We start from the raw sequence: 13,660 nt of genomic DNA on the forward strand, positions 1-13,660 counted from the left end.
GTGGTATAACAATTAATTTTTAATTACCCAACAAAATTTTTGGCATCTATATTACTAATATTATTTAAGTTACTTACCTAGTATAAAAAATATAATCTTTACCATGTTTATTCAATATAATGATTTTAAATGACAAACCGGTAGGAATATTTTATATTAGCTTCCCTCAATTTTGTTAGATTATCTAACCGTGGTTCGTAACCCATCCCACGAAAAAAAACTAGGATTAAACATGTTTAAAATAGCTAAAGAGTTTCAATTTGATGCTTGTCATATGTTAGATGGGCATAATAAAAAATGTCATAACCTTCATGGCCATACTTATAAATTGTTGGTTGAGATTAGTGGTAACCTTATTGCCGATGGTTCAAGTGCTGATATGGTGATGGATTACGCAGATCTAAAGTCAATTGTCAAACAGCATATTGTTGATCCACTCGATCACGCTTATCTTTATAATCAAAATAATGATAATGAGTGTCGCATCGCGGCTTTATTACACGAAATGAATCGAAAAACTTTTGCTTTTCCTTGTCGGACCACTGCCGAAGCAATGAGTAAATTTATTTTTGATTGTTTGTCACAATACCTACCCGTTTCGATGATTAAATTGTGGGAAACACCCACTTCTTATTGTGAATATCATCGGAGCGAAAAATGACAGAGTTTCGCATTGTTGAAATCTTCGAATCTTTACAGGGCGAAGGTTATAATACAGGCATGCCAGCTATTTTTATTCGCTTTGCTGGTTGCAATTTAAATTGCCAGTGGTGTGATACCAATTTCCGTCAATTTACACGATACACGTTAGCGGACATATTAGCTAAAGTAAAAAGTTACCAAAGTAAAAATATTATTATTACTGGTGGCGAACCAACAATGGTAAAAGCATTACCCGAATTGTTAGCACCACTTAAGCAAGCTAATTATTTTATTGCAATTGAAAGTAATGGTTTAGGTAAAGTCGATTCATTAATCGATTATATTGCCTTAAGCCCGAAGTTCTGTTATCAAACACGCTATCAAAAAATTGTTCAATCCACCGCAGATGAAGTGCGAATTGTGGCAGAAAACCACCCTGAATTTTTACCTTTTTGCTGCTACATTGAAAAACATATCAAAGCCAAACGTTATTTTTTATCGCCTTGTGAAAAAAATGGTGAATTTAACATGTTTGAAACCATTGAATTACTCGGCAAAATAAATCAACAGCGCAGCGAAAATAAATGGTTACTTAGCATTCAAACCCATAAATTTGCGAATATCGAATGATAAATGAGCTATTTTTTTAAATTATTTAAATTAATGTAATATTGTTTGAATTTTCAGTATTGATTAAAAGCTTTGTTACAAAAGATTTCTGTATCATCTCATGCATCTTGCACGCAACGAATAACGACTGAGTCAGAAAGTTTTCTATTAAAACTTTGTCGCTTTTTTCATCCAATATATGATTTTCTTAGCTATATGAGCTAAAAAGATCGCTGCTAATGAGTCCCCCCCTAAGAATCATCCTATTTAAAAAAAGAAGGCAATTAGTTTACGCACATCGCCAATCTTGTTCAAAAAAGCTAAAAGTAACAGGTCATTCGGTAATCATAAAAACATCTTCAAATTTAAAATTCTGTTGTAATTGTTATCGTGCTTTTGGCTGAGGATTATTAAATTTCATCATTCTGGTTAATACCTTATTATTATAATTATTCACAATATTACCGCTTTTGAAATACTAGGATGGTTATGGATTTTCAAACCAAATCATCGATGCCATCCTACCGGTTCTGTTTTCACGACGATAAGAGAAAAATAAATCCTGTTCAGTAAAAGTGCAAAAATTACCACCAAAAATCTTATTTATTCCCATGGCAGTTAATCTTTGTCTGGCGATTAAATAGAGGTCCGCAAGGTATTTTTGTTCTGTTTGGTTAATCAATGTAAAAGCCTGTTCAGCTTGAGGATCAATTGCTTCAAATTGTGCTTTCACTTCACCACCCACTTCGAATTTTTTTGCACTAATAGCAGGCCCCATCCAAGCAAGGATCTGATTTTTAGGACATGAAAACTTTTTAATAGTCTGTTCTAAAATTCCATTGCAAAGTCCACGCCAACCAGCATGAGCCGCTGCAACTTCATCGCCATTAACCGAGCAAAACAGTACTGGCATACAATCAGCTGTCAACACCACACTTACCTGCTTAGCTTGCCGAGTATACGACGCATCAGCTTCAAACCTATCATTAGCAATAATGCCGATAGCTGGTTGCAATTCAACTTCAGTAATATCTAGTGCAACTGTACTATGCGTTTGATTTAACCAATAAGGTTCACTAGGAATCTGTTCTGCTTTAATTAATCGCCGACAATTTTCCGTAACATGATCTAAATCATCACCGGTGCGACTTCCCAAATTTAAACTTTCAAAAGGTGCTAGGCTTACCCCACCCTTTCGAGTGGTGGTAAATGCCCGAATGTTTTTCGGGGCTGGCCAATAAGGAGAAATCGATTTAATCATGATGCTCACCTCACCAATCTAATTCATCTTTATGTTGTTGGGTATCTTCTTGAAGCGCTAAAATTAACTTTTGCATATCTTCTGGGATAGGTGCATGCCATTCCATCTGCTCTCCAGTAATAGGATGAAATAACCGTAACATAGCAGCATGTAAGGCTTGTCTATCAAAATCGCGTAATGTTTGTATAAATGATTCGCTTGCACCTTTTGGTGGTCTTGGTCGTCCGCCATATAGAGGATCGCCAACTAATGGATGAGCAATATGAGCCATATGCACACGTATTTGGTGTGTCCGTCCCGTCTCGAGTCTTAAACGTAGACGCGTATGGAGCCGATATTTTTCCATTACCCGATAGTGTGTAACAGCGGGTTTGCCAGTTGGAAATACCGCCATGTGTGTTCGTTTTGTTGGATGACGAGTAATCGGCTCATCAATTGTCCCACCTGCGGTAATAATGCCCATGGCAACGGCTTCATATTCCCGCGTAATTTCACGTAATTGCAACGATTCAACTAAATGTGTTTGCGCAATGATTGTTTTGGCAACAACCATTAAACCTGTGGTATCTTTATCTAAGCGATGGACAATACCGGCGCGCGGAACTCGTGCTATTTCTGGATAATGATAAAGTAATGCATTTAATACGGTGCCATTAGGATTGCCCGCACCAGGATGGACAACTAAATCACGCGGCTTATTAATAACTAAAATATCATCATCTTCATAAACAATATTCAATTTTATATTTTCAGGTTGATGATATGTTTCTTGCTCAATTTCTGCACTAATGGTAATTTTTTCACCGCCTAGTACTTTTTCTTTAGGCTTATTAACAATAATACCGTTAACTGTCACTTTATTATTCACAATCCACTCTTTTATTCTGGAACGTGAATAATCAGGAAAAAGCTCGGATAACGCTTGATCTAAACGCATTCCGAGTTGTGTTTGTTCTATTTCTGTTGATAATTTTAACTCGAGCATATGTAATTTATCTATTTTAAGCTGATATGTTTTAGAGTATTATATACTATTCATAGACTTTAATGTTTATTTATATTTTGGATTGAGAACTGAATGAAACTACGTTTACACTCTTTGTTAGCAATTGCTTTAAGTGGCATGTTAATTGGTTGCACAACAACAAAGCCTGATGTTGAAAATGTATCAGAATTAGAACTCCACAACAAAGCTCAAACCGAGCTAGAAAGTGGTAACATAAAATCCAGTATCACTATATTAGAGGCGATGGATAAAAATTATCCATTTGGTCCTTATTCGCAACAAGTGCAACTTGATTTAATTTATGCTTATTATAAATCTGCTAATTTCCCATTAGTTATCGCGTCGGTTGACCGATTTTTAAAATTAAACCCTACTCATCCTAATATTGATTGGGTTATTTATATGCGTGGTTTAGCCAATATGGCTCAAGACAACAATATGATCCAAGGTTGGTTCAATGTTGATCGTTCAGACCGAGATCCTGACTTTGCTACCGCTGCTTTTAAAGATTTCACTTATCTGGTTTCAAGTTTTCCAACCAGTATTTACGCCGCTGATGCACAAAAACGTTTGGTATTTTTGAAAAATAGACTATCAAGATATCAACTTAAAATAGCGGAATATTATACTCAGCGCGGTGCTTATGTTGCGGTTATTAATCGTGTTAGCCAAATGATTGCGTTATTTCCAGATACTGATTCAACTAAACAAGGTCTACTGTTAATGCGCGATGCCTATAATGAACTAGGCTTAACTAATGAAACACAAAAAACCGATACACTTATTCAAGCAAATCTTGAAAACATGCCTAAAGAAGAACAGCGCTCATTTTTATCACGCTTAACCAGCGTATTTAATGGTAACTAAAGCCGTAAGAGGCGGGATAATTACCCGCCCATCACTAAAATTATTAGCTAGCAATTACTCTGTTTGTTAATCTTATTAATGAGTTGCCTAAATTATCCTCTTTAATAAATCTATTCATACATTCACATATCGTTTGTAAAACGTGACAATAACCAATACAATTAGCAAATTATTTTTATTAGCAATAATAGATAGGACATTAATTCGTCATGCAAGAACAATATCGCCCCGATGAGATTGAAGCCAAAGTTCAACAACATTGGCAAGAAAATAAAACATTCCATGTTACCGAAGATCCCTCAAAAGAAAAGTATTACTGCTTATCAATGTTACCTTACCCTTCTGGGCGGTTACACCTTGGTCATGTTCGAAATTATACTATCGGTGATACCATTTCACGCTATCAACGTTTAAATGGCAAAAATGTTTTACAACCTATTGGTTGGGATGCTTTTGGTTTACCGGCAGAAGGTGCGGCAGTGAAAAATAACACCGCACCGGCTATATGGACCTATGAAAATATTGCTTACATGAAAAAGCAACTACAGTTATTAGGGTTTGGTTATGATTGGGATCGTGAAGTGACAACCTGCCGTCCTGAATACTATAAATGGGAGCAGTGGTTTTTTACTAAATTGTTTGAAAAAGGTTTAGTCTATAAAAAAACATCCGCTGTTAACTGGTGTCCGAACGATCAGACCGTCCTTGCTAATGAACAGGTGGTTGAAGGTTGCTGTTGGCGCTGTAATACCCCCGTTGAACGCAAAGAGATCCCACAATGGTTTATTAAAATTACTAATTATGCCGAAGAGTTACTTAACGATTTAGATACATTAGAAAACTGGCCAGAACAAGTTAAAACCATGCAACGTAACTGGATCGGCCGCTCTGAAGGTGTAGAGTTTGATTTTACGGTTGAAAACTATGCGGATAAGTTACGAGTTTATACTACACGGCCTGATACATTAATGGGGGTGAGTTTTGTGTCTGTTGCGGCAGAACACCCACTAGCACAATTAGCAGCCCAAAATAACAGCAAAATTGCTGAATTTATTGCTGAATGCAAAAATACTAAAACTGCCGAAGCCGATATGGCGACCATGGAAAAGAAAGGTATGGCGACAGGATTTTTTGCTATTCATCCATTAACAGGTGATAAAGTTCCGGTTTGGATTGCTAATTTTGTTTTAATCGAATATGGAACCGGTGCAGTAATGGCAGTACCAGGCCATGATGAACGCGATTATGAGTTTGCAAGTAAATACAATTTGCCAATTAAACCGGTAATTTTAGATCAAGATGGCAAAGCGCCGGATCTTTCCGAAAATGCGTATACTCAACATGGTATATTGTTTAATTCGGGTGAGTTTAATGGTCTTGATTTTGAGCAAGCGTTTAATGCCATTGCCGATAAACTCATAGCGTTAGGTATTGGTGAACGTAAAGTTAATTACCGTCTACGTGATTGGGGGGTTTCTCGCCAACGTTATTGGGGCGCACCAATTCCAATGGTGACCCTTGAAGATGGCACCACAATTCCTACACCAGAAGATCAGCTGCCAGTTATTTTACCTGAAGACGTTGAAATGAACGGTATTACCAGTCCAATCAAAGCCGATCCTAATTGGGCAAAAACCACAGTTAATGGACAACCAGCATTGCGTGAAACGGATACCTTTGATACGTTTATGGAATCATCTTGGTATTATGCTCGTTATACTTGTCCACATTATGACAAAGGCATGTTAGACGAAAAAGCTGCCAATTATTGGTTGCCAGTCGATCAATATGTAGGGGGTATTGAACATGCCATTATGCATTTACTTTATTTTAGATTCTTCCATAAGTTAATGCGTGATTTTGGTCTAGTATCATCAGATGAGCCGGCTAAGCGTTTGCTTTGCCAAGGTATGGTGTTAGCTGATGCGTTTTATTATACCAGCCCAACCAATGAACGTATTTGGGTATCACCAACTGAGGTCACAATCGAACGTGATGAAAAAGGTCGTATTGTGAAAGCGGTAGATAGCAAAGGTAATGAGCTGGTGCATGCCGGTATGACTAAAATGTCTAAATCAAAAAATAACGGTATTGATCCACAAGAAATGGTCGAAAAATATGGCGCCGATACTGTACGTTTGTTTATGATGTTTGCCTCACCAGCCGAGATGACCCTTGAGTGGCAAGAGTCTGGCGTTGAAGGTGCCAATCGCTTTATTAAGCGTGTTTGGCGTTTAGTTTATGAACATGCGCAAAAAGGCAGTGCGGATAAACTTGATGTTAATGCTTTAAATGCCGATCAAAAAGCATTAAGACGTGAGTTACATAAGACAATTGCTAAGGTCAGTGATGATATTGGTCGTCGTCAAACTTTCAATACTGCTATCGCTGCGGTAATGGAGTTTATGAATCGTTTGCAAAAAGCACCACAAGAATCAGCTCAAGACCATGCGCTTATGGATGAAGCTTTAAATGCGATTGTTCGTTTGCTTTACCCAATGATGCCTCATGCTTGTTTTGTCATGTGGCAAGCTTTAGGCCATAGTGAAACAATTGATAATGCGACATGGCCTATAGCTGAAGAGTCTGCCATGATCGAAGATGAAAAACTGATTGTTGTGCAAATTAATGGTAAAGTACGTGGTAAGTTTACCGTACCTGCTGATGCTGACCAAGATTTGGTATTGGCACAAGCAAAACAAGAACCGAATATCCAAAAATACTTAGCGGACGTTACTATTCGTAAAGTTATTTATGTGCCGGGTAAATTATTAAATCTTGTTGTTGGTTGATACTGTTAAAATTAAAACATGGGTGGTAATACTTATGAAAAAATATATAGCCTTATTTATGCTAATGGCAGTATCACTGACGGGGTGTGGTTTTCATCTACAAAATGAAACTGAAATACCGGCACGATTTAAAACAATGGCTTATATCAGTTATGATCCTTATGGACAGCTTTCAAGAAATATTAAAGAGTTATTAAAGGATAATAAAGTTACATTAGCTAACAATGATGTATCACACAATTATCCCTCTTTAAATATTATAAGAGAGTCCATTGATCGTAGTACGATATCTATTTACCAAGATGGTAAGGCGGCGGAATATCAATTAGTCTTAAATGTTGACGCTCAAGTTATTGTTGCAAGTGAAAAGGTATACCCAATTAGTGTTCGTATTTTCCGTACATTTTTTGATAACCCAACAGCAGCACTTGCTAAAACAACCGAGCAAGATTTAATTGAAGATGAAATGTATAAACAAGCAGCTAAACAAATTATTCGCAAATTGAAATCGGTTGATGCTGTTAATTAACTTTTTGACATGATTAAAATCAACGCAGACCAAATTACGACAAAATTAGGATCGCCCTATTATCTACTGTTAGGCAACGATCCTTATTTACAATATTATAGCCAATCGCAGCTAAAAACCGCTTTTAAACAAGCTGGCTTTAATGAACAACTGACATTTAACATAGATAATCAATCTGATTGGCAGCCTATCTATGATAGTTGTCATGCAATGAATCTATTTTCAACCAATACACTAATTTTTTTAGATTTTGGTGAAAACACAATCAATACAGCGACGAGTTCGAAACTGAATAGTTTAAGTGAAATACTCAATCCTGATATTGCATTAATTATCAGTTTAACAAAAATTACTAAAACTCAGGAAAATGCAGTTTGGTATAAAAAATTATCCGATAACTTAGTCGTCGTCAATTGTACTACGCCTGACACAGCTTTATTACCACAATGGATTAAAAATCATCTTCAACAAAAGCAAATAGTGGTTGAACCTGAAGCTATCGATCTTCTTTGTTATTATTACGAAGGAAATTTACTGGCATTAACGCAAATTATTGAGCAACTAAAGTTACTCTATACAAACCAAACAATAACTTATGATCAAGTTGAAAGTAATATTAATGATTCTGCCATATTTACTCCGTATCACTGGATTGATGCAATGGTTGCTCATAAAACAAAGCGAGCAACCCACATTTTACAGCAATTAAAGATGAATGATTTTGAACCATTAATATTACTCAGGATTATTCAACGTGAGCTGATTTTGATCATCAATCTAAAAAAAAGTTTATCATCAAAACCGTTAAAACAAACTTTTGATGAATATAAAATTTGGCAAAACAAAAGAGCAATGTATACCAATTATTTAAATCGTAATGATATTAAAGATCTATTTTCAACGCTGGCTCTACTTACTGAAATTGAAATCAGCTTGAAACATGATAATCAACTACGAGTGTGGGATGCGCTATCGGCTTTAACAATGCAATTTATGGGATTAAATAAATGTTAACAGCATTGTTCGGTGGTACTTTCGATCCAATTCATTATGGACACATTTACCCAGCAATTGCGCTAGCAAAAGAGGTTGGCTTAACAAAAATTAGCTTATTACCCAATCATATTCCCCCTCATAAACCGCAACCTGAGGCAACGACAACACAGCGCCTAGCTATGTTGAATTTAGCCATAAGCGATATGCCGTTATTTTCAATTGATACCAGAGAAATACTACCACAAAATTTAACACGACCTTCTTACACTATCGAAACACTACAACAGTGGCGTCACCAACATGGTAAGCTCTCTGGTCTAGCCTTTATCATGGGACAAGATTCTTTATTAAATTTACCCACCTGGAAAGATTGGAAAATACTACTTAATTACTGCCATTTACTTATTTGTAGACGTCCAGGTTATACCGAAAAAACGACTGACAATGAACTTCAAGCGTGGATCACTCAACATCAAACAACCAATATTCACGATTTGCATAATTTTCCAGCTGGTTACATCTATTTTGCACATACCCCTTTAGAAAATATATCAGCAACAGAAATTCGACAAAATATTCATAATCAACAAAGTTGTAAAAATTTATTACCACCCAAAGTATGGCATTATATTTGTGAGCAAGGGCTTTATAATGCAAAGAAAAATTAGAAAGGTCTTTACTTCTGTCAGTTTTTTCGGCATTATTTTGCCGCTGTCTTTATATATTATAAATTCAGTGATTTTATAGCTTATACTCAATGTCAATTAATCTATATGTACAAAAGTCGATAAAAGCAGTTTTAAAAAAGTTTTTAGTTGTCATGTTATCCCCAGATGATATGGGAATAAATGGATGATGATATGAGTATATTTAATTTGTATTTATTAATAAGAGGCCCCAATGGCAAAAGAAGATAACATTGAAATGCAAGGTACCATACTTGATACTCTTCCAAACACGATGTTCCGTGTTGAACTTGAAAATGGTCATGTCGTTACTGCACATATTTCTGGTAAAATGCGCAAAAATTATATTCGCATTTTAACTGGCGATAAAGTTACCGTTGAAATGACACCTTACGATCTATCTAAAGCACGTATCATATTCCGTAGTCGCTAATATCGTTATCATCAGAATTGTTATTTAATCATTATTAAATCTAAAACGGTTTATTCTCTTTTTTAATAAAATTCCGTCGACTTATGTCGACGGAAAAAAGAGCTTAAATACTATTATGCTAATTAATTTACTTGTGAGAAATCCATTTCTGAATATTTAACCCATTTGGTCTTTTTCACAATTTTGTAGCCAAAATAGATTACCAAAAATAGTGGTAAACCGACATATGTTGCTATTACGCCATTCCAATCAATAGTCTCTTGTAAAAATGCTTCATAATTTTGACCTAGTGTAATAATCAAACATAGCACAAAAGCAAATATTGGACCAAATGGAAAACAGCTTGAACGATAAGGTAACTTATTGACATCTAATCCTTGTGCAATATAACCTTTTCTAAAACGGTAGTGACTAATTGCAATACCAAGCCAAGCTATAAAACCTGTCATGCCTGACATATTAAGCAACCATAAATAAACTTCTTGATCTTTATACATCGAAGTTAAAAAACATAGCATAGCAATAATTGTCGTTGCGATAAGTGCAAATCTAGGTACCCCTGATGAAGATAGCCTTGAAAAGATTTTAGGGGCTTTCCCCTCTTTAGCCAATGCATAAAGCATCCGCGTTGAGGCATATAAACCGGAATTACCCGCCGATAATACCGATGTTAAAATAACCGCATTCATAATTGCCGCAGCGGATAATAGTCCTGCATGCTGAAAAACTAAGGTAAATGGACTGACACTGATATCAGTTTCTTCATTACGTAATAAATTTGGATCTGTATAAGGAATAATTAAGCTAATGACCAAAATAGCAAAAATATAAAACAGTAAAATTCGCCAAAAAACTTGCTTCATCGCTTTTGGAATATTTTTTTCTGGATCTTTTGACTCGCCAGCCGCTATTCCTATTAGCTCCGTACCTTGAAATGAGAAGCCAACAACCATCGCAACCCCTATCATCGATGAAAAACCACCAACAAAAGGCGCATCGCCAATAGTCCAATTTTGCCAACCTGCGTTTTCACTCCCCTTTAAAATGCCAACAATCATCAACAAACCAATCACAATGAACACGATAACTGTGACAACTTTAATTAATGAGAACCAAAACTCGGCTTCACCAAATCCTTTTACAGAAATATAGTTCAAACAAAAGATGATGCTTAAAAACAGTAAGCTCCAAAGCCAACTATAACTACCTGCATCAAACCAATAAGAGATAACAAGCTGAGCAGCAACTAAATCTACTGCAACAGTAATTGCCCAGTTATACCAATAATTCCATCCAATTGCGAAACCAAAAGCCTCATCAACATAACGAGCGCCGTACGTAGCAAAGGTACCTGATACCGGTAAATACGCCGCTAGTTCACCAAGGCTTGTCATTAAAAAGTACACCATAACACCAATAATAGCATACGAAAGTAATGCACCACCGGGCCCCGCTTGAGCAACCGTTGCGCCTGAAGCAACAAAAAGCCCTGTACCAATTGAACCGCCAATAGCAATCATGGCTAAATGCCGAGATTTTAAGTCCCGTTTTAATTTATTATTCATAACAATATTCTTCTGTTTAAAAAGATAAAAAAAGACAATAAGAAAAATTCAGTTAATAGTGTGTACAGAAATCCTATCAATAATTAACTGAAGACTAATCTAATTAATATGGTCATTTATCATTAAATAATGAAATGCGATGAAGTTTATCAAAAAAAAAACGACGCGAGATAAATAATTCTAATAATAAAACTCGTTTATTAAATATTAGCAATAGTTAAACGCTAGTTAACTGTTCTAATTGAGTTAAATAATTTAAAGCTTGTACACGATTGTTGCCACACATCTCAATACAAGGCTTTAACCGACCACAAACTTGAGGTCTTGATGACTGTCCAAATAAGTCACATTGAAAATTACTATTTAAATGAATGCACGCAACTCCAGCCGGTTTACCATTTGGCATACCGGGAATCATTGACGAAATTGAAGGCGCAATACAACAAGCTCCACAGTTTTTTCGACATTGAAATAAGCTATCCGTTGTTTTTTTCATAATTTGACATTATTCGGTAAATTTTGTTGGTGACAATAGCAAGATAGCGCTAAAATAGCGAGCTAATTTTCAACTCTATTATTAATAATCACGAAGAAGATATTATGGCTAAAGCAAATGAAATAAAACGTGGTGATGCAGTCACTTATAACGGTAAATTATTATTGGTTAAAGATATTGATGTTCAAAGCCCTAGTGCACGTGGCGCTAGCACACTTTATAAAATGCGATTTACTGATGTAAAAACTGGCGGTAAAGTCGAAGAACGTTTTAAAGGTGATGATATTATCGAAACCATTGAATTAATTCGTCGTCCGGTTAGTTTTTCATATATCGATGGTGATGAGTATGTCTTTATGGATAATGAAGATTACACGCCGTTTATCTTCAAAAAAGCACAAATCGAAGAAGAGCTATTATTTATACCTGAAGGTGGAATGAACGGTATTCAAGTGCTAATGGCTGATGGCGAGGTAGTTGCATTAGAGTTACCTCAAACAGTTGATTTAGAAATCATTGAAACTTCACCTAGCATCAAAGGTGCGTCTGCCAGTGCACGCACAAAACCAGCAACCTTATCAACAGGCTTGGTTATCCAGGTTCCAGAATACATTGATAATAACGAAAAAGTAAAAATTCATATTGCTGAACGCCGTTATATGAGCCGAGCTGAATAATCTAAAAATCGTGATGAATACATATAATCAAAATAAATTACATAAACGGTTACGTCGCCTAACGGGAGAAGCCATTGCCGACTTCAATATGATTGAAGATGGTGATCGGATTATGGTTTGCTTATCAGGTGGTAAAGATAGCTATACGCTACTTGATATTTTATTAAATTTGAAAATCAGTGCCCCGATCAATTTTGAACTAATTGCCGTCAATTTAGATCAAAAACAACCCGGATTTCCTGAACATGTTTTGCCTCAGTATTTAGAGTCATTAGGCATTGAATATAAAATTGTTCAAGAAAATACTTATGGTATCGTAAAAGAAAAAATTCCAGAAAGCAAAACAACGTGTTCACTTTGTTCTCGTTTGCGTCGTGGTATTTTATACCGCACCGCAACGGAGCTTGGCGCGACCAAAATTGCCTTAGGTCATCATCGTGATGATATTCTAGAAACGTTATTTTTAAATATGTTTTATGGTGGCAAACTTAAAGCAATGCCACCCAAATTGGTTAATGACTCAGGCGAACATATTATTATTCGACCGCTGGCTTACTGTAAAGAAAAGGATATTGCAAAATATGCTGAAATTAAGCAATTCCCAATCATTCCATGTAATCTTTGTGGTTCACAACCTAATTTACAACGTCAAGTGATTAAAGAGATGCTAAACGATTGGGATAAAAAGTTTCCTGGTCGTATAGAAACCATGTTTAGAGCCACGCAAAATATTACGCTTTCACATTTATGTGATACCAACCTTTATGATTTTAAAGGTATCAAAAAAGGGGATATTGATGTCAATGGTGGCGACATAGCGTTTGATCGCGAAGATCTCCCCCCAGTAATTGGATTTGATGCATCTGACCTTGAGGATCAAGACTTAATTCTTTGGAAAGAAGCAAACTAAATATTAGCCATTATCTACTTTTAAATAACGATTTATCGGCGAATGAGTAAAATCGCCGATAATCTTCTCCCCCTCATTAATTTTATATTTCGACACTCATCACCCCTTACAAATTTTGATCTTCCTCACGAATTAACAAAAAATTAATTAATTTTATTGTGGAATTCAAGTCATTTCAATAAAATTGGAAC

At 35.8% G+C, this 13,660-nt stretch carries 13 protein-coding genes, 1 pseudogene and 1 riboswitch; of the genes and pseudogenes, 10 read left to right on the forward strand and 4 right to left on the reverse strand.

The genetic code is table 11. The features are described from left to right. Window positions 1-184: 184 nt before the first annotated feature. Window positions 185-230: riboswitch (PreQ1 riboswitch) on the forward strand. A 2-nt stretch (window positions 231-232) separates the two neighbouring features. Both queD and A9G09_RS09265 read left to right on the forward strand, forming a co-directional pair. After that, window positions 233-661: a 6-carboxytetrahydropterin synthase QueD gene (queD, locus tag A9G09_RS09260; RefSeq protein ID WP_065634552.1), complete on the forward strand. Its 429-nt coding sequence runs from the start codon at window positions 233-235 to the stop codon at window positions 659-661. Then, window positions 658-1,272, forward strand: a complete 615-nt coding sequence (locus A9G09_RS09265) for a 7-carboxy-7-deazaguanine synthase QueE (RefSeq protein WP_065634553.1) — start codon at window positions 658-660, stop codon at window positions 1,270-1,272. The genes queD and A9G09_RS09265 overlap by 4 nt, the downstream gene beginning before the upstream one ends. Before the next feature lie 466 nt (window positions 1,273-1,738). Here A9G09_RS09265 and pgeF read toward each other — a convergent pair whose 3' ends face one another. Then, window positions 1,739-2,509: a peptidoglycan editing factor PgeF gene (gene pgeF / locus A9G09_RS09270; RefSeq protein ID WP_081297539.1), complete on the reverse strand. Its 771-nt coding sequence runs from the start codon at window positions 2,507-2,509 to the stop codon at window positions 1,739-1,741. 13 nt (window positions 2,510-2,522) lie between these two features. Beyond that, the gene (rluD, locus tag A9G09_RS09275) at window positions 2,523-3,497 is read right to left on the reverse strand and encodes a 23S rRNA pseudouridine(1911/1915/1917) synthase RluD (protein ID WP_065634555.1); all 975 of its coding nucleotides are present in this window, start codon (window positions 3,495-3,497) and stop codon (window positions 2,523-2,525) included. Window positions 3,498-3,590: 93 nt separating this feature from the next. Here rluD and bamD point away from each other — a divergent pair. The 6 genes and pseudogenes from bamD to infA form a co-directional block, all read left to right on the forward strand. Beyond that, window positions 3,591-4,313: pseudogene (gene bamD, locus A9G09_RS09280) on the forward strand (outer membrane protein assembly factor BamD); the annotation flags it as partial. A gap of 281 nt (window positions 4,314-4,594) precedes the next feature. Continuing rightward, window positions 4,595-7,177, forward strand: coding sequence for a leucine--tRNA ligase (leuS, locus tag A9G09_RS09285; protein WP_065634557.1), 2,583 nt, complete (start codon window positions 4,595-4,597; stop codon window positions 7,175-7,177). 34 nt (window positions 7,178-7,211) lie between these two features. Further along, on the forward strand, window positions 7,212-7,706 hold the full coding sequence (gene lptE / locus A9G09_RS09290) for an LPS assembly lipoprotein LptE (protein WP_065634558.1): 495 nt from the start codon (window positions 7,212-7,214) through the stop codon (window positions 7,704-7,706). Window positions 7,707-7,715: 9 nt separating this feature from the next. Beyond that, window positions 7,716-8,720, forward strand: coding sequence for a DNA polymerase III subunit delta (gene holA / locus A9G09_RS09295; protein ID WP_065634559.1), 1,005 nt, complete (start codon window positions 7,716-7,718; stop codon window positions 8,718-8,720). Further along, a complete protein-coding gene (nadD, locus tag A9G09_RS09300; protein ID WP_065634560.1) occupies window positions 8,714-9,370 on the forward strand; it encodes a nicotinate-nucleotide adenylyltransferase in 657 nt (218 codons plus the stop codon). The genes holA and nadD overlap by 7 nt, the downstream gene beginning before the upstream one ends. 232 nt (window positions 9,371-9,602) lie before the next feature. Beyond that, entirely contained in the window at window positions 9,603-9,821 is a 219-nt protein-coding gene (gene infA, locus A9G09_RS09305; protein ID WP_025315083.1) for a translation initiation factor IF-1, read from the forward strand. A gap of 122 nt (window positions 9,822-9,943) precedes the next feature. Here the strand turns inward: infA and A9G09_RS09310 are convergent, their stop codons facing one another. Next, on the reverse strand, window positions 9,944-11,392 hold the full coding sequence (locus A9G09_RS09310) for an amino acid permease (protein ID WP_255307721.1): 1,449 nt from the start codon (window positions 11,390-11,392) through the stop codon (window positions 9,944-9,946). A 211-nt stretch (window positions 11,393-11,603) separates the two neighbouring features. Continuing rightward, window positions 11,604-11,882, reverse strand: a complete 279-nt coding sequence (locus tag A9G09_RS12760) for a YkgJ family cysteine cluster protein (RefSeq protein WP_065634562.1) — start codon at window positions 11,880-11,882, stop codon at window positions 11,604-11,606. A gap of 104 nt (window positions 11,883-11,986) precedes the next feature. Here A9G09_RS12760 and yeiP point away from each other — a divergent pair, with 104 nt between their 5' ends. Both yeiP and ttcA read left to right on the forward strand, forming a co-directional pair. After that, entirely contained in the window at window positions 11,987-12,559 is a 573-nt protein-coding gene (gene yeiP, locus A9G09_RS09320) for an elongation factor P-like protein YeiP (RefSeq protein ID WP_065634563.1), read from the forward strand. 13 nt (window positions 12,560-12,572) lie between these two features. Further along, window positions 12,573-13,469 (forward strand): tRNA 2-thiocytidine(32) synthetase TtcA, encoded by an 897-nt coding sequence (gene ttcA / locus A9G09_RS09325; RefSeq protein ID WP_065634564.1) that lies wholly within the window; start codon window positions 12,573-12,575, stop codon window positions 13,467-13,469. The last annotated feature ends 191 nt before the right edge of the window (window positions 13,470-13,660 follow it).

Source organism: Gilliamella sp. wkB292 (assembly GCF_001690235.1).
Taxonomy (GTDB): domain Bacteria; phylum Pseudomonadota; class Gammaproteobacteria; order Enterobacterales; family Orbaceae; genus Gilliamella; species Gilliamella apicola_F.

Excerpts from the sequence above, each read along its gene's own strand:
- queD (WP_065634552.1), top strand. The coding sequence starts at position 233 with ATGTTTAAAATAGCTAAAGAGTTTCAATTTGATGCTTGTCATATGTTA.
- A9G09_RS09265 (WP_065634553.1), top strand. The coding sequence starts at position 658 with ATGACAGAGTTTCGCATTGTTGAAATCTTCGAATCTTTACAGGGCGAA.
- rluD (WP_065634555.1), bottom strand. The coding sequence starts at position 3,497 with ATGCTCGAGTTAAAATTATCAACAGAAATAGAACAAACACAACTCGGA.
- leuS (WP_065634557.1), top strand. The coding sequence starts at position 4,595 with ATGCAAGAACAATATCGCCCCGATGAGATTGAAGCCAAAGTTCAACAA.
- lptE (WP_065634558.1), top strand. The coding sequence starts at position 7,212 with ATGAAAAAATATATAGCCTTATTTATGCTAATGGCAGTATCACTGACG.
- holA (WP_065634559.1), top strand. The coding sequence starts at position 7,716 with ATGATTAAAATCAACGCAGACCAAATTACGACAAAATTAGGATCGCCC.
- nadD (WP_065634560.1), top strand. The coding sequence starts at position 8,714 with ATGTTAACAGCATTGTTCGGTGGTACTTTCGATCCAATTCATTATGGA.
- infA (WP_025315083.1), top strand. The coding sequence starts at position 9,603 with ATGGCAAAAGAAGATAACATTGAAATGCAAGGTACCATACTTGATACT.
- A9G09_RS12760 (WP_065634562.1), bottom strand. The coding sequence starts at position 11,882 with ATGAAAAAAACAACGGATAGCTTATTTCAATGTCGAAAAAACTGTGGA.
- yeiP (WP_065634563.1), top strand. The coding sequence starts at position 11,987 with ATGGCTAAAGCAAATGAAATAAAACGTGGTGATGCAGTCACTTATAAC.
- ttcA (WP_065634564.1), top strand. The coding sequence starts at position 12,573 with ATGAATACATATAATCAAAATAAATTACATAAACGGTTACGTCGCCTA.